This is a genomic window from Sorangium sp. So ce1335 (assembly GCF_051521615.1).
Taxonomy (GTDB): Bacteria; Myxococcota_A; Polyangia; order Polyangiales; family Polyangiaceae; genus Sorangium.
Genome location: NZ_CP150363.1, coordinates 2,378,854 through 2,401,540, shown reverse-complemented (window position 1 = coordinate 2,401,540; position 22,687 = coordinate 2,378,854). Strand labels below are relative to the sequence as shown.

The 22,687-nt window shown below is 72.5% G+C and carries 22 protein-coding genes; 9 read left to right on the top strand and 13 right to left on the bottom strand.

The genetic code is table 11. The features are described from left to right. Positions 1 to 231: 231 nt before the first annotated feature. The 4 genes from WMF24_RS08940 to WMF24_RS08925 all read right to left on the bottom strand — a co-directional run bounded on the left by WMF24_RS08940 (position 232) and on the right by WMF24_RS08925 (position 5,078). Entirely contained in the window at positions 232 to 678 is a 447-nt protein-coding gene (locus WMF24_RS08940) for an NUDIX hydrolase (protein WP_437735955.1), read from the bottom strand. Continuing rightward, on the bottom strand, positions 675 to 2,330 hold the full coding sequence (locus tag WMF24_RS08935; protein ID WP_437735954.1) for a transglutaminase-like domain-containing protein: 1,656 nt from the start codon (positions 2,328 to 2,330) through the stop codon (positions 675 to 677). Before WMF24_RS08935 ends, WMF24_RS08940 begins: the two co-directional genes overlap by 4 nt. Positions 2,331 to 2,459: 129 nt before the next feature. After that, the gene (gene pcnB / locus WMF24_RS08930) at positions 2,460 to 3,710 is read right to left on the bottom strand and encodes a polynucleotide adenylyltransferase PcnB (RefSeq protein WP_437735953.1); all 1,251 of its coding nucleotides are present in this window, start codon (positions 3,708 to 3,710) and stop codon (positions 2,460 to 2,462) included. Between the two features lie 405 nt (positions 3,711 to 4,115). Then, a complete protein-coding gene (locus tag WMF24_RS08925) occupies positions 4,116 to 5,078 on the bottom strand; it encodes a serine/threonine-protein kinase (protein ID WP_437735952.1) in 963 nt (320 codons plus the stop codon). Between the two features lie 211 nt (positions 5,079 to 5,289). Here WMF24_RS08925 and WMF24_RS08920 point away from each other — a divergent pair, with 211 nt between their 5' ends. Next, the gene (locus tag WMF24_RS08920) at positions 5,290 to 6,324 is read left to right on the top strand and encodes a site-2 protease family protein (RefSeq protein WP_437735951.1); all 1,035 of its coding nucleotides are present in this window, start codon (positions 5,290 to 5,292) and stop codon (positions 6,322 to 6,324) included. Positions 6,325 to 6,340: 16 nt separating this feature from the next. Here the strand turns inward: WMF24_RS08920 and coaD are convergent, their stop codons facing one another. The 3 genes from coaD to WMF24_RS08905 all read right to left on the bottom strand — a co-directional run bounded on the left by coaD (position 6,341) and on the right by WMF24_RS08905 (position 9,217). Then, positions 6,341 to 6,838, bottom strand: coding sequence for a pantetheine-phosphate adenylyltransferase (gene coaD, locus WMF24_RS08915; RefSeq protein WP_437735950.1), 498 nt, complete (start codon positions 6,836 to 6,838; stop codon positions 6,341 to 6,343). Between the two features lie 5 nt (positions 6,839 to 6,843). Continuing rightward, positions 6,844 to 8,211: a tetratricopeptide repeat protein gene (locus WMF24_RS08910; RefSeq protein WP_437735949.1), complete on the bottom strand. Its 1,368-nt coding sequence runs from the start codon at positions 8,209 to 8,211 to the stop codon at positions 6,844 to 6,846. 109 nt (positions 8,212 to 8,320) lie between these two features. Then, on the bottom strand, positions 8,321 to 9,217 hold the full coding sequence (locus tag WMF24_RS08905; RefSeq protein ID WP_437735948.1) for a 3'-5' exonuclease: 897 nt from the start codon (positions 9,215 to 9,217) through the stop codon (positions 8,321 to 8,323). Positions 9,218 to 9,566: 349 nt separating this feature from the next. On the opposite strand from WMF24_RS08905, the gene WMF24_RS08900 reads away from it, so the two are divergent. From WMF24_RS08900 to WMF24_RS08890, 3 genes are all read left to right on the top strand, one after another. Beyond that, positions 9,567 to 10,232 carry an HNH endonuclease gene (locus WMF24_RS08900; protein WP_437735947.1) on the top strand — a complete coding sequence of 222 codons (666 nt, stop codon included), beginning with the start codon at positions 9,567 to 9,569 and terminating at the stop codon, positions 10,230 to 10,232. 652 nt (positions 10,233 to 10,884) lie between these two features. Next, complete coding sequence (locus WMF24_RS08895; RefSeq protein WP_437735946.1) at positions 10,885 to 11,556, top strand: AgmX/PglI C-terminal domain-containing protein; 672 nt, start codon at positions 10,885 to 10,887, stop codon at positions 11,554 to 11,556. Between the two features lie 28 nt (positions 11,557 to 11,584). Further along, positions 11,585 to 13,195, top strand: coding sequence for a hypothetical protein (locus WMF24_RS08890; RefSeq protein WP_437735945.1), 1,611 nt, complete (start codon positions 11,585 to 11,587; stop codon positions 13,193 to 13,195). Positions 13,196 to 13,571: 376 nt separating this feature from the next. Here WMF24_RS08890 and WMF24_RS08885 read toward each other — a convergent pair whose 3' ends face one another. Further along, entirely contained in the window at positions 13,572 to 13,955 is a 384-nt protein-coding gene (locus tag WMF24_RS08885) for a histone H1 (RefSeq protein ID WP_437735944.1), read from the bottom strand. A 504-nt stretch (positions 13,956 to 14,459) separates the two neighbouring features. Between WMF24_RS08885 and WMF24_RS08880 the strand changes: the two genes are divergently transcribed. From WMF24_RS08880 to WMF24_RS08870, 3 genes are all read left to right on the top strand, one after another. Then, positions 14,460 to 15,284, top strand: a complete 825-nt coding sequence (locus WMF24_RS08880; RefSeq protein ID WP_437735943.1) for an OmpA family protein — start codon at positions 14,460 to 14,462, stop codon at positions 15,282 to 15,284. A gap of 10 nt (positions 15,285 to 15,294) precedes the next feature. Next, positions 15,295 to 16,230: a Ppx/GppA phosphatase family protein gene (locus WMF24_RS08875; RefSeq protein WP_437735942.1), complete on the top strand. Its 936-nt coding sequence runs from the start codon at positions 15,295 to 15,297 to the stop codon at positions 16,228 to 16,230. Between the two features lie 619 nt (positions 16,231 to 16,849). Further along, the gene (locus tag WMF24_RS08870) at positions 16,850 to 17,356 is read left to right on the top strand and encodes a CarD family transcriptional regulator (RefSeq protein ID WP_012234339.1); all 507 of its coding nucleotides are present in this window, start codon (positions 16,850 to 16,852) and stop codon (positions 17,354 to 17,356) included. A gap of 157 nt (positions 17,357 to 17,513) precedes the next feature. Here WMF24_RS08870 and WMF24_RS08865 read toward each other — a convergent pair whose 3' ends face one another. Together WMF24_RS08865 and WMF24_RS08860 are read right to left on the bottom strand one after the other, a co-directional pair. Next, the gene (locus WMF24_RS08865; RefSeq protein WP_437735941.1) at positions 17,514 to 18,020 is read right to left on the bottom strand and encodes a hypothetical protein; all 507 of its coding nucleotides are present in this window, start codon (positions 18,018 to 18,020) and stop codon (positions 17,514 to 17,516) included. A gap of 85 nt (positions 18,021 to 18,105) precedes the next feature. Next, positions 18,106 to 18,624 carry a tRNA (cytidine(34)-2'-O)-methyltransferase gene (locus WMF24_RS08860; protein ID WP_437735940.1) on the bottom strand — a complete coding sequence of 173 codons (519 nt, stop codon included), beginning with the start codon at positions 18,622 to 18,624 and terminating at the stop codon, positions 18,106 to 18,108. Positions 18,625 to 18,940: 316 nt separating this feature from the next. On the opposite strand from WMF24_RS08860, the gene WMF24_RS08855 reads away from it, so the two are divergent. Continuing rightward, on the top strand, positions 18,941 to 20,002 hold the full coding sequence (locus WMF24_RS08855; protein ID WP_437735939.1) for a hypothetical protein: 1,062 nt from the start codon (positions 18,941 to 18,943) through the stop codon (positions 20,000 to 20,002). A 103-nt stretch (positions 20,003 to 20,105) separates the two neighbouring features. On the opposite strand, the gene WMF24_RS08850 is transcribed toward WMF24_RS08855, so the two are convergent. From WMF24_RS08850 to WMF24_RS08840, 3 genes are read right to left on the bottom strand one after another with little or no spacing between them, the layout of a single operon-like run. Next, positions 20,106 to 20,525, bottom strand: a complete 420-nt coding sequence (locus WMF24_RS08850; protein ID WP_437735938.1) for a hypothetical protein — start codon at positions 20,523 to 20,525, stop codon at positions 20,106 to 20,108. After that, positions 20,522 to 21,346, bottom strand: a complete 825-nt coding sequence (gene rnc / locus WMF24_RS08845) for a ribonuclease III (protein WP_437735937.1) — start codon at positions 21,344 to 21,346, stop codon at positions 20,522 to 20,524. Before rnc ends, WMF24_RS08850 begins: the two co-directional genes overlap by 4 nt. A 26-nt stretch (positions 21,347 to 21,372) precedes the next feature. Further along, positions 21,373 to 21,666: a 4a-hydroxytetrahydrobiopterin dehydratase gene (locus tag WMF24_RS08840; protein ID WP_437735936.1), complete on the bottom strand. Its 294-nt coding sequence runs from the start codon at positions 21,664 to 21,666 to the stop codon at positions 21,373 to 21,375. Positions 21,667 to 21,879: 213 nt separating this feature from the next. Here WMF24_RS08840 and WMF24_RS08835 point away from each other — a divergent pair, with 213 nt between their 5' ends. Beyond that, positions 21,880 to 22,509, top strand: coding sequence for a hypothetical protein (locus WMF24_RS08835; RefSeq protein WP_437735935.1), 630 nt, complete (start codon positions 21,880 to 21,882; stop codon positions 22,507 to 22,509). Positions 22,510 to 22,687: the final 178 nt, after the last annotated feature.

Sequence of the window (22,687 nt, the reverse complement as noted above, 5' to 3'; positions counted from 1 at the left end):
CATCCGATCACCCGTTATCGTAGAAGTAACCGCCCTCATCACATTTCACCGGGCACCATCACACCGATGCCGTGCACCCCGGCTGTCGCAGGCGCATGAGATGGCGACACGACAGTAAAATACCGCTGTTACTATCTGGCGCTGACCTGCCGCCGTGGAGAGCCGCGCGTCACGCGACATTCCGCCTTCGTCGGGCAGCGCCGGGCCCCGCGCTGCCTGCGTCGCGCTGTCTCAGCCCGCGTCCGCCATCGCCAGGGCCCGGTGGATCACACGGAGCACGGCGTCGGTCAGGCCGTAGGCCGGCAGCTCGGGGACGGGCACGAGGGCCACCTCGGCAGCGTCGTCGCCGGCGGCGAGGGCGCCTCCGGTCGACTCGCACAGGTAATCGAGGATCACGTAATGATACGGACTCGCCACGATCTCCACGACCTCTACGAGCGGGCCGACGCGGACATCGAGGCCCGTCTCCTCGCGGATCTCGCGTGCGACGGCGTCGGCGAGCCGCTCACCGGGCTCGACGCGGCCGCCGGGGAGCGACCACGTGCCCGCGAGCGGGGGGCGAGCGCGCCGGACGAGGAGCACGCGCGGCGCGCCGGCCGCGTCCGGGCCGCGCTCGATCACGACGGCGCCGACCGCCACGCGCGGGGGCTCCAGCGGACGGCTCGGCGCGTCGCTCACGGAGCGGCCGCGTCCGTGCGGCCGGGCTTGCAGCGGGCGTCGCCGGGCGTCGCGATCACGAGGTCGTACTCGCCGAGCGCGACGTCGCGGGGGATGACGACGGCGTCGTCGTAGCGGCCCCGATCGTCCGTCGAGAGCGAGCCGACCGTCACGCCCTGCGGCGCGGATCGTCCCGTCAGGATGACGTCGACGCGGACGTGCGCGCAGGGCGCGCCGTTGCTGCTGATCTCGCCCTGGAGGTGGAGCGGGAAGCCGCGGCGGATGTCCCTGTCCAGCGCGGTCACGACCACCTCGGTGCGCTCGGCCGGGCGCTCGTTCGGATCGTTCGCGGGCGTGGGTGGCGGCGGCGGCGCCGAGGGCGGCGCGGCGGGGCTGCTCCCGCTGCCGGCCGGGCCTGCCGGCCCCTGCTGCGCCTGCTCGGCGCGCGTCCTGTCCGCGAGATCCTGGCCCGAGTCGCGCTGCTCCGGCCAGCTGTAGGGATCCGGCGGCGGCACGTAGGGCGGGCGGCTCGGATCGATCTCCTGGTCCATGTTGAGCGCGGCTCCCCCCAGATCGATGCGATGCCAGAGCGAGCCGTCGAAGACCTCGACCCAGGCGTGCGCCTCGTTGACGACCATCCGCGACGGGATCCCGATGTGCAGGGCCGTGACGAGGAACGCGAAGGCGCGGTGGCGACAGACGCCTTTGCGCGAGAGCGCGAGGTCGAGGTAGATGTCGCCGTGCCCCTTGGGCGGATCGTCCGAAGGGGCGAACGACCGGAAGTACTCGACCATCCTCTGCACGACGTCGCGCGGCCGCATCGCGGTCGAGATGCCGATCGCCTGGGCGACCTGGCGGAACGCCGCCTCGTGCGACGCCTCCTGCGGCGCGCGGTAGCGCTCGAGCTTGCCCCAGTCGACGTCGGCGAACTCGCTGCCGAAGGTCGCGCGGGCGATCGCGAGCTGCACGATGAGCCGGACGCGCGCGCTCTTCGTGCCGCGCACGAACCAGTTGTCGGCGCCGTCGCGCAGCACGACGACCGGTGTATCGGGGTTCACGTGCATGCGCACGAGCCGCGTGTCCGGACCGACCGTCGGGATGCGGACCGGCTCGTTCGGCACGAGGTCGACCGCGATGTCCCCGTAGAACGACTCGTCCCCAGCCGCGACCGTCGCGTCCGCCTTGATCGTCTTCAGATCCCGATCGCGGACGACGAGCGAGTAGTCCGCCCTCACCGCGTCGTACGCTTGCAGCCGCTTGAACGGCGCGGTCGCGGGGGAGAACGGATCGTCGTAGCGCTCGACGTTCGGCCGGCGGGTGTCTCGATCCGGCTCGTAGGACGCTTCCGGGCCCGCGTCGGACCCGACGTTGCTGTAGACCTGCTGCTGGGTCGACGGCGGGCGCTGGGGATCCGGCGCGGTGGCCAGGCCGCTCGGCGTCTGGATCGCCGCCGGGAGCCCTCCGTCCAGCGTCGTCGTGGCCAGCGAGACGTCCTCCGCGGGATCCGGCGCGATGAACTCGTGCAGGAGCGACCCCTGCGCGTCGGCCAGCGGCGACACGGCGCACGCGAGCGCGAACACGAGCGCGCTGCGCGCCCAGCCGCCGCGCCGTCGCCGGGACGCGGAGACGTCGGGCGGTGGAGCGGGGCGAGGGCGCGCGGCTGGAGGGGACATCAAGGTCCGCTATGAAACCAGAAACCCCGGCGATGTTCCACGCCGGCCGGCCGATCGACGTGGCTCGCGGTCACCCGCCCTCGTCCACCGTCCCCCTTCCCCTCCTCGACGACCGTCCCCGGTCGCCGATCAGCGCCGGTACTGCGGGGCGTCCGCGTGGTGGCGCCGCGGCTGCGGGGCCGAGCGGAGCCGGTCGATCGCCTCGGTGGATTCGCCGCGCGCGGTCAGCTCGGCGGCGAGCACGTCGAGGGCGGGCTGAAAGATGTCCGTCCGCGCGAAGCGGCCGGCGCGACCGCCGGCCAGCCTCGGCAGGACGGCCACGATGCGCCGCATGCCGTCGGCGTAGCGGCGGGAGATGGCCAGCCGGTCGATGAGCGGCTCGAGGAAGTCGGCCACGGCCGCGGCGCGATCGCGGACGCCGTCGCAGGCCTCCTTCATCGGCTCGAGGAGCAGGAGCGTCCAGAGAACGGTGTCGTCGAGCGGCCGATCCGCGGCGGTGCGCCGGTCGACGTAGTCGAGCACGCGCCAGAGGCGCTGGCCCGGGCCGTCGTCGCCGCGATCGTCGTAGAGCAGCGCCGAGACCTCCGGCAGGAGGACGTCGAGCACGCCCGTCTCCCACGCGAGGTAGATGGTGCGGCGCGCCTGGCCGCCCCGCATGAGGCGCAGGATCTCCTCGGACAGGCGCGGGCGCGCCGCGAGGGCGAGCGCGTCGCGGCAGTAGACGACCGCGTCGTAGACGTCGGGGGTGATCGCGAAGCCGAGCCTGCCGGCGAACTTGAGCGCGCGCAGGATGCGGATCGGATCCTCGCGGAAGCGCGTCTCCGGCTCGCCGATCGTGTGGACCACCTGGCGGCGCACGTCGTCCATGCCGCCGACCCAGTCGAGGATCTGCCGCGCCTCCACGTCGTAGAAGAGCGCGTTGATCCGGAAGTCGCGGCGGAGGGCGTCCTCGTGCGCGACGCCGAACGCGTTGTCGCTGCGGATGAGCAGCTCGCTCCCGTCGTCGGCGTCCTCCTTCGGGTTGCGCCGGAAGGTCGCCACCTCGATGACCTTCCCGCCCTGGAAGAGGACGTGCACCAGGCGAAACCGCCGGCCGATGATGCGCGAGTTGCGGAAGAGCTCGCGGACCTCCTCCGGCCGGGCGCTGGTGGCGACGTCGAAGTCCTTCGGCCGCCGGTCGAGCAGCAGGTCCCGCACGCAGCCGCCGACCAGGTAAGCCTGGTGGCCGTGGCGAACGAGGCGTCGCACGACTTTCTGGACGTCCGGATCGATCCGCGCCTCGTCAAAGACCACCTGGTAGCGGCGCGGGGTGGGGATGTCCTCGTCGACGAGCTCGATCCGGAACGGATCCTCGTCGGGGACGCCAGAGTCCGTCGGCATGGGCTCGCCCTCGGGCGGAGCGCGGAGCCCGGGGGCGCTGCGGCTCTCGTAAATCGGGAGTTCGGCGTCCTGGAACGCCGCTGTGCCATTGTCAGGAGATGGGGTCGCGCGACCCATAATCAGCAACCGAGAAAGCGCCAGGCAGCGCCTGGAGGGAGTGGAGGACGACTGGCGCGCGATGCTGGGATCCCAGTTTCCCCTGGAGAACCGACCCGCGCTGATGAGGCCCGCGCCCGCGGACCCCCGAACCGTGCCGGCTCGCTCGCCGCGGCCTGGAGCGGCCTGACGAGCGGATCCGGCTGTCGCCCGGAACAAGAGATGCTAACGGCCGTCTAGCAGGGCTTCGCCGTGAGAGCAAAGCCGAGGCGCAGGGGGGTCGACGGAAGCCTCCCGGGCGAGCGGACGTCACGGCTTTGTGCCCCAGTGCCCGATCCCGGAGATCGGCGGCGCGGCGGCGTCCGGCTGGGCGGCGGACGGACCCCCGGCGCTCGCCTCCGGCGTCGCGAGCAGCGCCTGCCGCAGCTCCGCCATCGACGGGAACCGGCCGCGGGGATCCTTCACGAGCGCCTTGCGCACGACCGCGTCGAGCTCGCGCGACATGAGCAGCCCCGGGTGCAGCCGGTGCAGCGGCGGCGGCGGCTCGCGCCCGTGCTTCGCCGCGATGGCCGGGTACGGGCCCTGAAATGGAACGCGGCCGGCGAGCATCTCGTAGAGCACGATGCCCAGGGAGTAGACGTCGGCCGTGGGCGCCGCGGGAGCGCCGTGCGCCTGCTCGGGCGCCATGTACTCGGGCGTCCCGACGACGCGGGGGACGAGCGCGCCCTCGGCGCCCTGCTCCTGGATGAACGAGAACCCGAAGTCGAGCAGCTTGACGATCTCGCGCCCGTCGGCGGCGTGCACGAGGAACACATTCTCCGGCTTCACGTCGCGGTGGATCACGCCGGCGCGGTGCGCGGCCTCGAGGCCCGCGGCGAGGTCGGCGGCGATCCGGACCGCGCGCGCGGGGGCGAGCGAGCGGGCGAAGGTCAGCGTGTCGGCGAGGTCGAGGCCGACGAGCAGCTCCATCGCGAAGCACGGCGTGTCGCCGGCGCGCTCCAGCGCCTCGACGCAGAGGACGTTCGGGTGGCGGACGCGCGACGCCGCGGCGGCCTCCCGCTCGAACCGCGCGACGAGCAGCGGGTCGTCGCGGAGCTCTGCTCGAAGCACCTTGACCGCGACGCGCGCGGGCGCGGCGTCGTGCGGCCTCCCGACGCGATCCGCGAGGTAGACGTGCCCGACCCCGCCGCTGCCGAGGAGCTGCACGACGCGGTACCTGTTGCAGAGGAGCTTGCCCACGAGCGCTTCGGCGGCGACGCGAGCAGGAGGCATGGATCGATCGTAGCGCAGTCGCGCCTGCAGAAGGGCAAAGGCGCGCAGCGGCGCCGGAGAAGAGCGCTCCGGCCGCCTGGTAACGCCGGCGACCTACCGAAACGTTCGCGGCCGCACCATCGGGCGGACGCGGCGCGGGCGGCCCGGCCCGAGCGCAAGAACGCGCGGATCGCTTGAGCGGCGACGAGGAGGCGGCCACGCTTAGCGGCGCATGACCGACGATCGTCGATTCTCCTCCCCGGGCGCGCTTGACCTGGACGTCGAGCTCGCCCCAGCCGCGACGAGCTCCGCGGTGCCTGCCGCCAGGCCCACGTCGCGTCCGGCTCCGCTCCGCTGGAAGAAGAACCTCGCGCTCTTCTGCCTGACGGTCGTCTCGGTGTTCGCCGCCGGCACCCTCTGGGCTCCGATCACGCCGCAGGACGACAGCGTGCTCTCGCTGGTGAAGGCGCTGCCGCAGACGTGGCCGTTCGCCGTGCCGTTCCTGGCGATCCTGCTGGCGCACGAGTTCGGGCACTACTTCGCGGCGCGCGCGCACGGGGTCGAGGCGTCGCTCCCCTACTTCATCCCGCTCCCGATCGTGAGCCCGCTCGGCACGATGGGCGCGGTGATCTCGATGAAGGGCACGATCAAGTCGCGCAACGCGCTGCTCGACATCGGCGCGTCCGGACCGCTGGCCGGCCTCGCTGTCGCGATCCCGGTCCTCTTCGTCGGCCTGATGCACTCGGAGGTGAACGCGACGTCGGGCCCCGCGCTCCAGGAGGGGCGGAGCCTGCTCTACCTCCTGGTAAGGCGGCTCGCGGTCGGCCCGATCCAGGAGGGGCATGACGTCTTCCTCGGCCCCACGGCGATGGCGGGGTGGGCCGGGCTGCTGATCACGGCGCTCAACCTGTTCCCGGTCGGCCAGCTCGACGGGGGGCACGTCGCGTACGCGCTGTTCGGCAAGCGGCAGGATCGCTACAGCCGCGCCGTCCACTACCTGATGCTCGTGCTCTTCCTCGGCAACGTCGCGTACTTCACGCAGCACTTCATCGCCGAGGGGCTCACCGAGGCGCTCCGCGCCGCGGTCGCGAACGGGATGCCGTGGCTCACGTGGTTCGGCGTGGTCTACGTGATGCTGCGCGTGGGCGGCCGGGAGCACCCGCCGACGGAGCCCGGCGAGCTGTCGCCGGCGCGCAAGGCGATCGCGGTGGTGACGCTGATCTTCTTCGTGCTGCTGCTGATGCCGACCCCGTTCGGGACCTACTGAAGAAGGCGGCGGTCGCTCACGGCGTCGCGGCGGCGAACTTCGCCCGGAGCGCGTCGCAGACGACCGCCGGCGCGTAGTGGCTGACGTCGCCCCCGTGGCTCGCGATCTCGCGCACGAGCGACGCCGAGACGAAGCCGTAGTGGGTGCGCGTCGGCAGGAAGACCGTGTCCACGCCGGGGAGCATGTCCGCGTTCGCGTGGGCGATCTGCAGCTCGTACTCGAAGTCGGTCGCCGCGCGCAGCCCGCGGACGATCACGCGCGCGCCGACCCGCTGGCAGTACTGGATGAGCAGCCCCTCGAACGAGTCGATCCGCGCGTTCGTCACCTCGCTCGTCGTCTGCCGCAGGAGCTCCAGCCGCTCCGAGTAGGTGAAGAGCGGCCGCTTCGTCGGGTGCCGGCCGACGGCGATGATCACCTGATCGAACAGCTTCGACGCCCGCTGGATCAGGTCGAGGTGACCGAACGTGATCGGATCGAAGCTCCCCGCGTAGACCGCCAGCAATTCCTTGGGCATGGCGCTCACCGGTCCGGCGTGCGCCTGGGAGTGCCGGCCGGCGGGGCCGACCCGGGCGCGGGCGCCGCGGCCGGCGAGGCCGCCGCCGGCGCCTGGGGCGCGGGCGCTGCCGGCGCAGGCGCCTGGGGCGCCGGCGACCCGACGTTGCCCGCGGGCGCCTGCCCGTCGCCGGGGGGCGCGGGCGCCGGCTCGGTGCCCCGGAGCACCTTGTTCAGGGCGACGTCGTCCTCGATCCACATGAGCCGGCCGCCGTCGCCGAAGGTGATGCGGAAGTAGGCGAGCAGCCCCGCGCCGATCACCCCGTCGAGATCGAGCTGGAGCTGCTTCTCGACCGCCTGGAGCGGCGCCCCGTACACGCCCGGCACCTTCGGGATCTCCAGCGCGCCGAGCCGCAGCATCGGCACGACGCCCTGCTTCAGCTTCTGCTCCGGATCCTGCTCGACCCGCTTCAGCCCGTCGGCCTCGAAGCCCGCCTTCTTCCAGCCTTCCTTGTCGAGCGCGATCGGGAACGTCATCGACGTGTCGATGAGCATCGGCCCCTGCACGGTCTTGTCGGGGCTCACGCTGCTCCGCAGCACCATGCCGCCGCCCTTGATGAAGGCGAGGTCGACGCGCGTCGCGTCGGGCGGCGCCGGCGGGGAGAAGCTGCGCACGACGAACTGCCGGCCGCTGTAGTCGATCGTCGCGTTGAGGTGGCGGAGCAGGTTCACCCCGAGCAGCGCCTTGATGGGCGCGCCCATCTGCTTCGAGATGCCCGAGAGATCCTGCGTGAGCGCGGGCACGTCGTTGACCTCGAGCTTCTTGCCGAAGCGGAGGGAGACCCAGCTCGGCTCCTTGCGCGTGCTGCTGTCGAGGACGACCTCGCCGGTGCCGGTCGACACCATCGCGAGCGCCGACTCGCCGTCGATCTCGAGCGGGACGACGAAGAACGGGGCGGCCGGGCTGACGTGGGGCATCTCGATCGCCGCGAGGAGCGCCCCCGAGATCGTGAACGGCGCCCTCCCCGCCCCGCGCCGCGCCAGCTTGGCGATCGACTTCGCCCACTCGTCGACCACATCGGGATCGTCGAGCATCGCCTCGAGCTCGTCGGCGGCGGCGTCGAGGTCGCCCTTGTACCAGAGCGCGCGCCCGCGGATCCCGGCCGCCTCGGAGCCGGCGACCCCCTTGAGGAGGCGCAGCGCCTCGGCGTAGTCGAGCCGCGCCAGCGCGATGCGCCCCGCGAGCAGCCGGGCCTCCGTGTCGGTCGGGACGATCGTCAGCGCCTTCGCGACAGCGTCGCGCGCGTTGTCGACGTCGGCGGACTGGAACTCCTGCCGGGCGCGGGCGAGCCACTTCTCCGCCGCCGGCGGGCGGGCGGTCTCCGGGCCGATCATGGTCGAGCACGCGGCGAGGAGCGTCGCGGCAAGCAGGCCGCCGAGGCGAACAGCAACAGGGGAGCGTCTCGTCGGCGCGGTACGGTTCGAGTGGATTCGCACGTGGATCTCAGGCCCTTCGCGCCGTGCCGTCCGGGGCGAGCTCTCCCGGCGAGATCGGCTCGATCGCCAGGATGCGATCGGCCCGTAGCTCACGACGGCTGCGCGACGGGAGCAGATAGCCGAGAACCCGGGGTGGGTCGAGGTCCGTTCGCACCCCCGTTATCCTTACCACGAGCTCCTCGGGCCCCCGGCGCGCCGGGCGGTACCGCATCCGCACGGTGGCGGCATGCTCGGCCGCGCGCACCGCCGCTGCGACGAGCGCCGGCCGGGCGTGGCGCTCGCCGATCCGGACGTGCCACAGGTCGCGCGGCGTGCGGGGGGCGAGGACCTCCACGATCTTGCGGAACACGGCGCGCAGCGCGTGGACGTCGTCCTCGGCGCGGTGGGCGCGCTCGCGGTGGACGCCGAGCTCCCGGCACAGGGAGGCGAGGCTGTGGCTCGGGAGGGCGAAGGCCCGGCGCGAGAGGACGAGCGTGTCGAGGTAGTACGGGATGCGCCTCGCCCGGCCCGCCCGGGCGAGCTCGGCCTCGAGGAACGCGACGTCCCACGCGGCCGCGTGGGCGACGATCACGGCGCCCGCCAGCACCTGCTCGATGCGATCGCAGAGCTCGGGGAACGTGCGCGCGCCCGCGAGCTCCCGCGGATCGATGCCGTGCACGTGGGCGTTGCCGAACACGTCCGGCTCGGGCCGCACGAGCGACGTGATCGCGTCCTCGCACGTGTCCCCCCGCATCCGCTCGGCGCAGACCTCGATGACGCGATCGCTCTCGGGGCGCAGCCCGGTCATCTCCAGGTCCAGGAACACGAGCGGCGCGCGCTCGATCGGATCATCCCAGGGCGAGCCGACGGCCGGCTCTTCGCCGGTCGTCCGCTCGGGCTCCGCTCCATCGCGTTGCTCTGTCATCCGATCTGGTTCCCCACCGCGACGGCGCCACCCGCGGTGGCGACCGTCCCTCGACATGGACGCGTCTTAGCGAAACCCGCGCCCGACTGAAAGCGCTCCGCCGCGCGGCGTCGGCGGCGCCCCCGGTCGGCGGCGTGGGGCCGGCCGCACCGCGCTGCCGCGCGACGCGGAAGCCGCCCCGGGCCGCGCGAACCGGGCCGCGCGAAGCGGAGCCAGCTCTGCGGCGCGCCCCTACAGGGAGAGCGGGCGCGTCCCGCGCGCCGCGCGCGGCCGCGGCAGACAGCACAGCAGGATTTCTGCCGCGCGGCGCCGGATGTTCGCGGGGACTTTCGTTGCTACACTCCCGGGCGTGCCGAACGGGGTAGCCACAGTCCCGGGGGGCCCTCCTGACGAGGAGCCCATTCTCGGCGACGAGTTCTCAGGGTTCCGCCGCGACCGCAGGGCCGAGCCGCTCGATCTGCCGGTCCTCGTGGTGAACCGCTTCTTCCAGCCTGTTCAGATCACGACGGCGCGCCGCGCTTTCCTGCTGCTCTTCGGCGGCGCGGCCCTCGCCATCGACGAAGCAGGCGACCTCCACGATTTCTCGGCCTGGCGGAGCTTGCCGGTGCGGGACAAGGACGATCATCTCCCTGTCGTCGGCGGCTCGCTCCGCGTGCCGCGCGTCCTCCACCTCCGCCGCTACGACCGCATGCGGCGGCCGACGATCCGGCTCACGCGCAAGAACGTGATGCTCCGCGACGCGCACCAGTGCCAGTACTGCGCGCGCCGCCCGCCCGTCCGCGACCTCAACATCGACCACGTGCTCCCCCGATCGCGCGGCGGGGAGGATTCCTGGGAGAACCTCGTGACCGCCTGCCGCACGTGCAACCTCCGCAAGGGCTGGCGCACGCCCGACGAGGCCAGCATGCGGCTCATCCGCCAGCCGGTGCCGCCGCGGTGGTCGGCGACCATGCAGATCCTGCTCGGGCTGCCGCACTCGTTCGACGAGTGGAGCCCCTTCCTCAAGGCCGGCTGACGCCCCGCGCGGGGCCCCCGCCCGTTCCCGTCCCGGCTCTGCCGGAGGCCTTGGCCGTCGAGCCCGCGGCCAAGGCGCCGCGGCCCGCGGCCAAGGCGCCGCGGTGACGCGCCCCTGCTCGTCGCAGTACGCGACGGCTCTCCACCCCTCTTCGGTGCAGAGGAAGAAGTCCACGCAGCCGGTCCGGCACGCGGCCTCCGCGCACGTCTCGGCGGCCTCGGCCGGGCAGTCCGGCTCCTGCAGGGCGGGCGCGCAGCCCGACGCCTCGCCGCTGCGATCGAGCATCACGCGCTCGCAGGCGTCGCCCGGACCACCGCCAGCGCCCGCGTCCGGCGCGGGCTCGCCGGGTCGATCGCAGCGCGCGACCATCGTCCACGCTCCCTCGCGGCAGTCGTGGAGCGCACGGCACGCGTCGTCGTCGCACGTCCCCCCCCGGCCGAGCGGGCACCCTCCCTCGGGGATCTCCCCGCAAAGCTGCGGCTCGCTGACGGGATCGCAGCCCGCCGGCGCGAGGGCGGCGAGGGCGGCGCAGGCCACGAGAACCGGCGGGATCTTCACGAGATCCGTGAGGAGAGCGCGGATCGTCGGCGCGAGGGGAGAAAAACGCAAGGCGCCTCGCCTCCGCTCGGCAGGACCGTTTAGTATGCGCGCCATGCGTCCCTGCGCCACTGCCAGCGCCGTGTTCACCGGAGTCCTCCTCGCCGCGACCCTGTTCGCGGCCTGCTCGAGCGGCACCGCGCCGCCTTCGCCGCCGGAGAGCGCACCGCTCGGCGCGTCTTCCCCGCCCGCGTCACAGCCGGCCGCCGCCGCGGATCAGGGCGCCGCTGCGCCGGGCGCCGCCGACCCCGGCGCCGCCGCTCCGGGCGCCGCCGAGCCGGCCCAGGCGAACAAGCCCGCGGGCCGCGGGAAGGCCCCCGAGACGGTCGAGGACTGCAAGGCGATCGCCTCCGAGATCACGAACGAGCCGCCGGACGGCGGGGTCGTGATGAACAACGCGATGACCTCCGCCGACGCGGGCTCGAGCGATCGCCTGCAGCCGCTCGTCGACGCGATCAAGGCGCGGCGCGACGGCTTCCGCTGCTGCTTCGATCTTTACGCGCGCAAGCACCCGGGCGCGCAGGGCCGGATCACGTGGCAGCTCAAGCTGAAGCCCGACGGGACCCTCGAGGAGGCCACCATCGTGCGCGACAAGAGCGACGTGACCGCGCCGCAGATCGAGTCGTGCATGGCGGAGCTCGCGAAGTCGATCACGTGGGCGCGCTCGCCGAGCGGCAAGGAGACGGTGCTGACCTACCCCTTCGACTTCAAGCGACGCAACTACTAGCGGCGCATCGCCGGCGAGGAGCACGTCAGTGTCGAGCGACGCTTCGGGGATCCTGCGCGGCTCGGGCTACCCGGGCCGCAACGCCTACGCCGAGCTGCTCCGCGACACGCGCGGCCTGCGCCGGGAGCAGCAGCAAGCCCGCGAGGCGTGGTTCGCCCGGCTCGCGGCCGACAAGAAGGACGAGACGCTCTTCGAGCTAGAGATCCTCCTGAAGGGCGTCGCCTGCTTCGCGAACCCGCGGAACCACCCGGGCGCCGGGCGGCGCCAGACGATCGTCAGCCACGACTTCCACGAGCACCTCCAGCACGCCCGCGACGGCATGGCGCGCGTCGTCCAGCTCACGCGCGCGATGCTCGGCGATCGCGACCGCGCCTTCGTCTTCCAGCGTTACCTGGAGACGGTGCTGCCGGAGGACACCGCGCGCACGCGCCTGCTCCACGCGACGATGGCGCAGGAGTCGCCGGAGTCGAGCCTCTTCGTGCTGCGGCACGGGTTCACGAACCTCATCGAGGTCGCCGGCGGGCTGCTCCGGCTGCCGCGGGTGAGCTTCAGGCTCTTCTACGCGCACCTCGCGACCGCCATGCGCGAGATCGCCCAGAGCACGTTCTTCAACCCGCTCCACGCGCTCGAGTTTCGCCCGGAGTTCGATCGCATCGCGTCGACGCAGGTGCTCGAGCTGATCCACCGCGTGCCCGGCGAGCAGGCGCACCGCCTCGTGGCGCTCACGTTCCTCGCGCTGTTCCGCATGCTGCGCTACCTCCGGCTGCTCGACGCCATCGCGCTCGATCACTCGGATCACCGCGTCGCCGGGCGCAGCTACCTGGTGCTCGCCGTCCTGCGCAGCGACGCGCGCGCGCTCTCGAACTACCTCCGCCGCCGCGCGGGCGCGCTGCTCGCCGACAGCTTCGAGCGCGATCTGCTGCGCGTGCCCGCGAGCGAGATCGTCGCGCGCCACGACGAGCTCGCGGCCGAGGGCCACCGCCTCCTCTCCACGAAGGCCGCGCTGACCGGCCTCGCCGCCAACCTGCGGCTCGAGATGCGCCGCGCCTTCGAGCACGACCTGCCGCCCGCCGACGCGCTGGTGAGCGAGTCCGAGTTCCGCATGCGCCTGCGCGCCGTCTCGCACGGCCTCCGACCCGCCCTGCAGAACGCCATCCTGTTCCTCGGCCGGTCGCTCGGCGCGAAGCTCGAAGAAGGGCGCGTCTTCGACGACCAGGCGGCGCGCCGGGCGACGAGCGATCGGCTCCGGCGCGACGTGTGGATGTTCGCCCAGATCGCGCGCGCGTTCGCGAGCAAGGCGCGCATCACCGGCCCCGCGCCCGATCGGTGGACGGGCATCGCGAGCTTCGCGTTCGTCCGCGAGTTCCTCTCGTATTTCCGGGCGATGGGCTACCCGCTGCTCCGGGTGGGCGACTACCCCCGCGTCGACGCGTTCGTCTCGGCGATGACGGCGCTCGAGGACAGCGACCTGCTCGACCCCCAGCGGCTCGACGCCGCCATCCGCGAATGCGAGGCGTTCTTCGAGTTCCTGATGAAGCTGTTCGAGCAGATCTCGAAGCGCGAGGACCTCGTCGGCGTCCCGTTCGACCGCAAGGGCGCCGTGCGCGCCCTCCGGCTCTACCTCGGCGAGCGCGCCTGAGCGCCCCCCGCGGCGGCGCGCGGCTCCACGACCGACGGCCTCAGGGCGCGGACGCGGCTCCCGGCGCGCGCCATCCGGCGGCGCGGAGCAGGTGAGCGTGCGTCGCGCGGCGGTCCAGCGTCGCGCCGATCCCTCGCGGCGCGCTGCGCGCCAGCGCCGGTCCCCGCTGTCGTCACGCGGCGGCGCCCTCGCGGGGACGTCATCAACCCGCGCGCGCTCCAGCCTGGACCAGCGCGCCGGCTCCGCGGCGTGCTCACCCTCGAGCGTCCCCTGAAATCGTCCTGTGGAACAGGTTTTTTCGTCGCGGCCGGCGGGCCCGCTCGCTGCGCCTCACCTGGTGGACAGCGCGAGGCGCGCCTTGTGCGCCTGGGTCGCCTTATTCCGACTCGTCGGACGGGCCGGTGCTCGCGGGCGCGGGCGCCGGCGTGCTCTTGCGCGCGCCGCGGGTGCTCGCGCCCTTGGCCGGCGCGCGCTTGGCAGCAGCGCGCCCGCCGCGGGGCGCAGCCGCCTTCTTCGGCGCAGCCGCGCGCTTGCCGGCGGCCTTCGTCGCCTTCCGCTTCGGGGCCGCCTTCTTGGCGGCCGGCTTCTTGGCGGCGGCGCGCTTCGGGGTCTTCTTGGCGGCGGCACGCTTCGGGGCGGCCTTCTTCGCTGCCTTCCGCGCCGGCTTCTTCGCGACCTTCCCGGCCTTCGCGGCGGCCGGCTTCTTGGCCGACTTGGTCACCTTCTTCGCAGGCTTCTTCGCGCTCTTCTTAGCAGCCATTGGAAATCCTCCTGCCTTCGCCCCGGCCCGGCGGACCTCGCTCGACGTCCGCGCCGCTACATTCTGAGCACCGAGGCAACAGATGTTGCACGACGTATATTGCCACGCATGGTGATGGTCAAGGAAAATCTTGCAGGCCCTAAACTGATGTATCCCATGTGTTCCAGGCAAACTGGTCCGCAAGCGTTGCGAGGGTAAACGCCGGATCAGGCCGTGGTTGAGGACAACCAGACCGCATCCCGACGTCGATCCAACGTCAAAGGCCTCCGATTTTCATTGACAGTCACCCGGATGTCTGTCTTGGCCCTCCGCCCTTCTCTCCGGCGATCGCGCGCCTGCACGGCGCGGCAAACGGCGCCGTACAGCTCATGGTCGCACGGAGCACCCGCGTTGCGCAGGCTCTAGAGAGCCTTGTGCGGCGCCAATCGCCTCGCTACGGTCGCGCCGCCTGCGCGGCGGTCGCCTCTCATGGGCGGGGCGCCGCGCCGCTCTAGGAGGAAAGGTATGTTGGTTCGTCGCTCGACGTCGTGGTTGTTGCTGGGCGCAACGCTCCTTGCCGGCTCGGGGGCGTCCGGGTGCGGCTACTCGGAGGAGGAGATGCAGGCGAAGGTCCGCGAGATCGAGGGCCTGAAGACCCAGCTCAGCGCCGAGCAGGCGCAGAACAAGAAGGCCAGGGGCGAGCTCGATGAGGCGTCGGCCCGGATCGAGCAGCTCAAGTCCCAGCTCAAGGCCGCGGGCGTGGACATCTCCAACCTGAACGCGAACCTCGAGCAGCAGGCCCGCGCGCTCGAGGACTTCCGCCGCCGCGCCCAGCAGCTCGAGGACATCAAGAAGCGCTTCGAGGTCCTCCGGGAGAAGCTCCAGGCCCTCACGAAGCTCGGGCTCAACGTGACCGTCCGGAACAACCGGATGGTCATCCAGCTCCCCGGCGACGTCCTCTTCGACTCGGGCCGGGAGACGCTGAAGAAGGAGGGCCAGGAGATCCTGCTCAGGGTGGCCGAGGTCATCCGCAACGACGCCGGGCTGTCGGCGCGCTCGTTCCAGGTCGCCGGGCACACGGACAACGCGCCGCTCGCCGGCGGTCGCTTCAAGGACAACTGGGGCCTCAGCGTGATGCGCGCGCGCGAGGTGCTCGCGTTCCTGCTCCAGCCCCAGGACAAGGGCGGCGGCGGCCTCAAGCCCGAGAAGTGGAGCGCCTCCGGCTACGGCGACACCGACCCGGTGAAGCCCAACGACACCCCGGAGAACAAGCAGGCCAACCGGCGCTGCGAGCTCGTCGTGCTGCCGAACGTCGAGGAGATGCTCGACCTGAAGACGCTCACCCAGTGAGACCAGGAGCATGAGCGTCGCGGCCATCGACATCGGGACGAACTCGGTCCTCCTGCTCATCGCCGAGCGCCGCGGGGGCGAGCTCGTCGCGCGCGTCGAGCGCGCGACGATCACCCGGCTCGGCCAGGGGGTCGACGCGACCCGCGCGCTCGCCCCGGAAGCCGTGGAGCGGACGCTCGCCTGCCTCGCCCGCTACGGCGAGGAGATCATGTCCCTCGGCGTCGAGCGCGTGGACGCCGTCGGGACGAGCGCCATGCGCGACGCCGCCGGCGGCGAGGCGTTCATCGCCCGCGCCCGCGACCTCCTCGGCGTGGCGCCGCGCGTGATCTCCGGGCCGGAGGAGGCGGAGCTCACGTACGCCGGGGCGCTGACGGGGCTCCAGCTGCCGGCCCGAGGTCCCAGGATCGTGTTCGATGTGGGCGGCGGCAGCACGGAGATCATCGTCGGCGCCGCCGGCGGCGCGGTGGATCGGGCGGTGAGCCTCGATGTCGGCAGCGTCCGGCTGACCGAGCGTCACATCCGCTCGGATCCGCCGGTAGAGGCGGAGATCGAGGCCGTCCGCGCGGACGCCCGGGCCGCCCTGGCGACGGTCCCGGCCGGACCGCTGTCGGGCGCGCCAACGCTCGTCGGCGTCGCGGGCACGGTGACGACCCTCGCCGCGCTCGCGCGCGACGTCGTCCCGTACGACGGCGCCCGCGTGCACGGCGCGCGGGTCTCCGGGGCCGAGGTGGTGGCCATCACGGCCCGGCTCGCCTCCCTGCCGCTCGCCGCGCGCAAGCAGCTCCCCGCGCTGGATCCGGCGCGCGCCGACGTCATCGTCGCGGGCAGCATGCTGATCGAGGAGATCCTCGCGTGGGCCTCGAGGGCCGCCGGCGCGCCCGTCGACCTCATCGCCTCGGATCGCGGGGTCCGCTGGGGGCTGGCCGAGCGGCTCTGCGCTGCCTGAGCTCCCCGGCTCGCTTGAATGCGGGACGGACGCTGCGCGTCCCATCCGCTGTGTCCGTCACATTTTCACCTCATCCCACCCAGCTCAGGTCCGCCACCTCTCCCGGAGAGGCCCGCTCTGCCCTACACTAGGGCGGCGACGCAGCGCGCATTCACGCGGATGCGTCCACCGGCACACACTGTGACCCCGCTCGATCATGAGAAAAAAACCAGAATGATCACGCGACCATGGGTCAACCACGGGGATTTTCGTTGACCGTTCTGCGCTGGCTCACTAGAGTGCGCGCGCCTGGCGCAAACTGGCCCTTGTTCGAGAGGGCCGTTCCCCCAACTTCAATCCCTTCCGCCCGAAACCGTCCGCTTTCACCGCCGCTGCTCGAGATTTCACTGTGCACGCCTGAGCACCGACCCCTGGAGGGTCATGGCGGTGGTGCTCGCGCCTGTGCTCGCACGGTGATCTCGGGACGCGGTCCACGGTTTTTTTCTCGGAATGCGCGACGGTGTGTGTCGGTTCTGCGGGTCCAGGTTCAACCGCATGTACAACGGAGCTTCCCGGAGAGGATTTCGGGAAGCTGACGAAAAAACAAAGAGACGGCGGGGTGGAAGGCAAAGGAGACGATATGCAGGCTCGTTCGGAGATCCAGTTCAAGGTGGGCGACAAAGCCGTCTACCCGGCCCAGGGCGTGGCCGAGGTGGTCAACATCGAGGAGAAGGACATCGCTGGAAATCGTCAGCGATTCTATGTTCTCCGCATCTTGGACACGGATCGCAAGATCATGGTTCCAGTCAGCAACGCGAGCGCGGTCGGCCTTCGCCAGGTCATCTCTGAACAGGAAATCCGGGAAATTTTCGACATCCTCCGCGAGCGCACCATCGCGTTCGACAACCAGACGTGGAACCGTCGCTACCGCGGGTTCATGGACAAGATCAAGACGGGTTCGATTTACGACGTCGCGGAGGTGCTCCGCGACCTGTACCGCCTGAAGACGGACAAGCAACTCTCGTTCGGTGAGCGCCGCATGCTCGACACCGCCCGGACGCTGATCGTCAAGGAGATCGCGATCGCCCGTGGCCAGACGGAAGAGCAGGTGAAGACCGAGATCGAGGCGATCTTTCTCGCCAACTGAGGCGAACCCTCATGGTTAGCGGCCCAGCGGCCGCTGCCGATGGAGGCCGGCACTGCCGGCCTCCGGGCTTTTGTGGGCCTTGTTTCCAGTACCAGGCGGCCCGCCGCGTCGACCGCGCGGCCGGCGCCGCCTGCCGGGGGCGGGCTGCCGGCGGCCGTCAGAGATCGCTGCCTGGCCGCTTCTGCACGGGAGGGAGCGGAGGCAGCGCCAGATCGACCCGCCAACCGGCGTCCTCGTAGACGCAGGGCACCTGGGCACGCTCTCCCGGGAGCAGGCCGGCGATCTCGACGAGCGCGTGCGCGCCGGCGATCTGGGCGACGTACCGCTGCGGCTCGAAGCGCAGGAGGAAGCGGGACGGGGTGATCATCGCCTCGGGGGCGATCGCCTTGCCGGTCGCCGCGCTGTAGCGCTGCGCGCGCGCCGCGAGGTTGTCCCGCGCGCGCCGCGACAGGAGATCGAACGCCGCCCTCGCGTCGGCCGGATCGCCGTGGAGCTGGCGCAGGCGCGCGACAAGCTCCCGGACGGCGCCGTCGGGCGTGCCGTTCGGGGGACGCCTGCTGCACCCGGCGAGCGCCGCGACCGAGAACAAGGCCGCCGCGACGGCGCAGCGCAGGCGCGCGGCCGCCCGTCCGCCGTGTCGCGCGCGCTGCCGGTGCGTCGTCATGGCGCCGGTTTCTAGAACGACGCCCCGCGGGAGTCCACAGCCCGCGGCCGCCGGCGCCCGCCGCACCTCCCGGAGGAGCGCGCCTTCACCCCGGCGCCGCGCCCGCGAGCGCGCCCGCCTGGCGGAGCGCCTCGTAGAGGACGATGGACACGGCGTTCGCCAGGTTGAGGGAGCGCACGGGGCCCAGCGTGGGGATGCCGAAGACGTCGTCCGGCATGCGGGCGAGGAGATCGGGGTCGAGGCCCACGCTCTCCTTGCCGAAGACGAGGGCGTCGCCCGGCCGGAAGTCCGCGTCGAGGTAGCTCCGCGACGCCAGCGCGCTGAACAGGCGCAGCCGCGCGCTGGGGTGCCGGTGGCGGAAGTGGGCGAGGTCGAGGTGCTGCTCGAGCGTCACCAGGTGCCAGTAGTCGACCCCCGCGCGGCGGACGCTCCGCTCGTCGATGCGGAACCCCAGCCTGCCGAGCAGGTGCAAGGGGCTCTGCGTCGCAGCCGCGAGCCGCGCGATGTTGCCTGTATTCTGCGGGATCTCGGGCTCCACCAGCACGATCCGGAACGGCGGATCGAGCGGCGCCGCGCGGAGCCGGGGGCGACCATCCTTGAGCACGCCCTCTCTTTCGGCGACGCGCCCGCGCGGCGCAACCCCCTTCCGCGACGCCCCCGCGGCGCGAGCACCCGAGCGGGGGATCGCGCGCGCGCGGCCCGGCTGACCAGCGCGCGGCGCGGCCCCTCGGGCAGCCGGCCCACGCGGAACGAGCAAAACGTGGTCGGAGTCGGCGGAGGTGCCTCTGTTCGCTTGACGGCTGTACGAGCGGACACGTAGCCTCCCGCCTCGGAGACACGGAATGCGCGCATCGTGCTGGATCGCCTCGGCAATTGCCCTCGTAGGGGTGGCGTCGTCCTCGCTGGCGTCTGCAGACACCATGGATCCGGCGCTCGCGCGGCTGGTCCGAGAGCCGGTCCCGGGCGTCGGCGACGCGGTGCCCTGCCGCATCACGGGGCCGGACAACGGCCTCTACTACAACCCCGCGTCGCGCTATCAGCGCTGCCTGACCGACGACGCGGCGTTCGCGAAGCTCATCGCGCAGTACGGCTTCGCGATCGCGCCGTCGGCGATGCACTCGGCGCGGACCACCGGCTACGGCGGGTTCGAGATCGGCGTCGAGGCCGCCTACACGAAGATCGACAGCGACGCCGAGTTCTGGCGTCGCGGCACGCAGGGACCGCAGGATCCGACGACCGGGCACTTCTCCATCGAGAACCGGAGCCCGGACTCCTTCCTGCAGCACTATTCGCTCAAGGTCCGCAAGGGCTTTCCGTTCGGGTTCGAGCTCACCGGCGCCGTCGGGTTCCTCGCCAACACGAGCATCTTCAGCGGGGGCGCCGACGTGCGCTGGGCGCTGTTCGAGGGCTTCCGCCGAGGGATCCCCGCGATCTTCCCGGAGCTCGCCATCGGCGGCAGCGTCCGGACGATCACCGGGACCGAGGAGTTCCAGCTCACGGTCGCCGGCTTCGACGCGCAGATCTCGAAGCCGCTGCCGATCGCCGGCACGGTGGTCCTCACCCCGTACGCCGGCTACCAGTGGCTCTACATCTTCGGCGACTCGGGGCTCATCGATCTCACCCCGAACACCGACGCCGTGAACTACTGCAACTTCCGCGGGCTGAACTCGCCGGCGAACCCCGTGCAAGGGCAGAACGGCGAGACGCTCCCCCACGACGGCCAGCCCGTGTGCAACGGCGGCTCCCAGGCCGACTTCAACAACACCGTCGTGTTCGACGCCGTGCGCATGGCGCGCCACCGGCTCCATTTCGGAGCGCAGCTGCGGTTCCAGATGGTCAAGTTCGGCGCGCACTTCATCACCGACGTCGTGAACCCCGAGGGCGCGAACCCGGGTTCGGACCAGGAGATCAACGGCGAGAACAAGTTCGCCGGGCTCGGGTCGCAGTGGACCCTCGCGCTCGATCTCGGCGCGGTGTTCTGAGGCGCGAGGCCCCCAGCGGCGCCGCGCGCCTCGGAGCGCGGCCCTGCAGCGCCGCGCTCCGAGGCGCGCGGCGCTGCAGGGCCGCGCGCGATCCGGCTCGCTCTCAGCGCTTCGGGCCCAGGTCGGGCAGCGCGTAGCCGAGCTCGGCGAGGATGGCGCGGAAGGCGCGGTCCTCGTTCCGCGCCACGGTGAGGTGCTCCATGAACTTCTTGAAGTTGCCCTGAGCGGCCGCGTCGGCGGCGCGCTCGCTGTTCTCGAGCACGAGCAGGAGGTGCGGGTGCGCCCTGGAGACGGAGGCAGGGCACTCCATCTTGCTCGCCACCTTGGCGCGCGCCTCGGCGAGCGCGTGCACGACCATGATGAGCTCCTTGTCGTGGGTCCGCGGCAGGAGCATGTCGCCCTCCCGGCGCGCCTCCTCGAGGAGCAGGCTCGCCCTGTCCAGGTAGCTGCCGGCCCAGGCGGGCAACGCGACGAAGAGCGAGCAGAGCGCGACGGCGAAGGCGATCAACAGGTGACGGATCATCGACTGGGTCCTCGGTCGTTCACGGGTGGCTCGGGGGACGCCCCGCCGGCCGGCGGGGCGCATCTGCCTTCGGGCGAGCCTTCCAGCGGATCGGCGGCCGCCCGTTCATCGGGTGCGGCCCTGGGCTCCGGCGCGGCGCACGCCACGAGCGCGGCGCGCGCGGCCGCCTGCTCTGCGAGCTTCTTCGATCGGCCCCGGCCGGTGCCGATGACCTTGCCCTCGACCTCGACGGCGACGAGGAACGCGCGGTCGTGGTCCGGCCCCTCCGTGCCCATCAGCCGGTAGCGCGGCGACGCCGCGCCGCGCGCCTGCACCCGCTCCTGCAGCTCGCTCTTCGCGTCGCGCCCGAGCATGCCGCCGCTCCCGAGCTGGGAGAGCGGGGTCGCGACGATCTTCCGGCTCAGCGCGCGCGCGCTCTCGAAGCCGCGATCCAGGTACAGCGCCGCGACGAGCGCCTCGGTGGCGTCGGCGAGCACGTTCGTCTGGTCGCGCTCGCCGGCCACCTCGGCGCCGCGGCCGACCCGGAGCGCCGCGCCGAGCTCGACCCCGCGCGCCCACGACGCGAGCGCGTCCGTGTTGACGAGCGCCGAGCGCATCATCGAGAGCTCCCCTTCCCTCGCCCCCGGGAAGCGCTCCATGAGCAGCTCGGTCACGCACAGCCCGAGCACGGCGTCGCCGAGGAACTCGAGGCGCTGGTTGTCCACGCGCCGGCCGCCCCGCTGCTCGTTCGAGAAGCTCGGGTGCGTCAGCGCCTCCTCGAGGTGCGGCAGGTCCCCCTCCACCCCGAGATCCAGGCGCCGCAGCAGCTCGCTCGGGGGCATCCCCAGCACCTTGCCCACGCGGCGGCTCAGCCCGTGTGGAGGCGGTCGGTCAGCCCGGCCAGCTCGAGGTCGAGCGCCGTCAGACCGCCGGCGTCGTGCGTGGACCACGCCACGCGCACCTTGCCCCACGACAGCAGGATGTCCGGGTGGTGATCGCGGCGCTCGGCAAGGAGGGCGACCCGCATCGCGAAGCCGACGCCCGTCCCGTAGTCTGGAAACGAGTAGCTCCGCTCGATCCGCTCGCCCGCTCGCACCCAGCCCGGGTGAGCAGCGACGAAACCGGCGATCTCATCGTCCGGGAGCCGATCACGCTTGCCCATGGGGAGCAACTATGAGCCAAGCCCCGCCCCGGTGGAACCCCGAGTTGCGGTCCCGGGCGCGCTCCGCTCGCCACGCGCCGCTCGCCGCGCGCCCGGCCGGCGCTCGCCGCTCGCCGCGCGTACGGCCGTCGCGCGCGCCGCTCCCCGCGCGTACGGCCGCCGTGCGCGCCGCGCCCCGCGCGTACGGCCGCCGTGCGCTATCCTGCCGCCGCGATGACCGGGCTCACCGCCTGCCCTTTTTGCCGGGAGATGTTCGAGGCGAAGGAGGCCCTCACGTGCCCCGCCTGCGGCCTCCGGCTGGAGGAGCTCTCGAAGCTCCCCCCCTCGTACGACGCGCTCCACGACGAGCCCGACGAGCCGATCCCGCCGCACATGGAGCCGCTCCCGTGGACCTACGCCGGCCGCGGCCGGGGGGTCCTGCTCGCGCTCGCGGTCCTCGGCCTCGGGGCGTTCTTCGCGCCCTGGGTCCACGAGACCGCGCCCGAGATCCGCGATCTCAGCGGGTTCGGGCTCGCGCGCAGGCTCGGGTGGATGTGGGCCCCGGCGGTCGCGTTCTTCGTGATGATCCCGCTCGTGCTGACGCGGCGATCGATCCACAAGATGCGCGGCGCCCGCGTGGCCGTCGCGTTCCTCGCGGCGGTCGCCCTCACCACGGTCGCGATGCGCCTGCTGTTCACGCCGGCCAGCACGCTGCTCCGTCCGGTCCGGTTCACGTGGGGCTACGGGCTCTACGCGACCGGGGCGCTCGCGCTCGTCGCGCTGATCACCGCGGCGTTCTTCGGGGGAAGGGTCGACGACCTCCCCACGGGACAGCGGCGACGGGGCGATGAGGTGCTGCACTGATCGCGCCGCGCGCGCCGACCCACGGCCGCCCTCCGGCGTCGTGCAACGGTCGGATCCAGGGATGACATCGATGCCATACCTCCGCGTGCGAAGCGCCGCACGCCGCGCGCGGGATCCCGCGCGACGCGAGCGAACCACGACGCGACGCAACGACGCGGCTCCATGACGTGATGAGCGA

Coding starts and splice junctions, on each gene's coding strand:
- WMF24_RS08920 (WP_437735951.1), top strand. CDS start 5,290: ATGACCGACGATCGTCGATTCTCCTCCCCGGGCGCGCTTGACCTGGAC.
- WMF24_RS08880 (WP_437735943.1), top strand. CDS start 14,460: ATGTTGGTTCGTCGCTCGACGTCGTGGTTGTTGCTGGGCGCAACGCTC.
- coaD (WP_437735950.1), bottom strand. CDS start 6,838: ATGCCCAAGGAATTGCTGGCGGTCTACGCGGGGAGCTTCGATCCGATC.
- WMF24_RS08855 (WP_437735939.1), top strand. CDS start 18,941: ATGGATCCGGCGCTCGCGCGGCTGGTCCGAGAGCCGGTCCCGGGCGTC.
- WMF24_RS08905 (WP_437735948.1), bottom strand. CDS start 9,217: ATGACAGAGCAACGCGATGGAGCGGAGCCCGAGCGGACGACCGGCGAA.
- rnc (WP_437735937.1), bottom strand. CDS start 21,346: ATGCCCCCGAGCGAGCTGCTGCGGCGCCTGGATCTCGGGGTGGAGGGG.
- pcnB (WP_437735953.1), bottom strand. CDS start 3,710: ATGCCGACGGACTCTGGCGTCCCCGACGAGGATCCGTTCCGGATCGAG.
- WMF24_RS08840 (WP_437735936.1), bottom strand. CDS start 21,666: ATGGGCAAGCGTGATCGGCTCCCGGACGATGAGATCGCCGGTTTCGTC.
- WMF24_RS08850 (WP_437735938.1), bottom strand. CDS start 20,525: ATGATCCGTCACCTGTTGATCGCCTTCGCCGTCGCGCTCTGCTCGCTC.
- WMF24_RS08870 (WP_012234339.1), top strand. CDS start 16,850: ATGCAGGCTCGTTCGGAGATCCAGTTCAAGGTGGGCGACAAAGCCGTC.
- WMF24_RS08835 (WP_437735935.1), top strand. CDS start 21,880: ATGACCGGGCTCACCGCCTGCCCTTTTTGCCGGGAGATGTTCGAGGCG.
- WMF24_RS08925 (WP_437735952.1), bottom strand. CDS start 5,078: ATGCCTCCTGCTCGCGTCGCCGCCGAAGCGCTCGTGGGCAAGCTCCTC.
- WMF24_RS08875 (WP_437735942.1), top strand. CDS start 15,295: ATGAGCGTCGCGGCCATCGACATCGGGACGAACTCGGTCCTCCTGCTC.
- WMF24_RS08865 (WP_437735941.1), bottom strand. CDS start 18,020: ATGACGACGCACCGGCAGCGCGCGCGACACGGCGGACGGGCGGCCGCG.
- WMF24_RS08935 (WP_437735954.1), bottom strand. CDS start 2,330: ATGTCCCCTCCAGCCGCGCGCCCTCGCCCCGCTCCACCGCCCGACGTC.
- WMF24_RS08910 (WP_437735949.1), bottom strand. CDS start 8,211: ATGATCGGCCCGGAGACCGCCCGCCCGCCGGCGGCGGAGAAGTGGCTC.
- WMF24_RS08895 (WP_437735946.1), top strand. CDS start 10,885: ATGCGTCCCTGCGCCACTGCCAGCGCCGTGTTCACCGGAGTCCTCCTC.
- WMF24_RS08885 (WP_437735944.1), bottom strand. CDS start 13,955: ATGGCTGCTAAGAAGAGCGCGAAGAAGCCTGCGAAGAAGGTGACCAAG.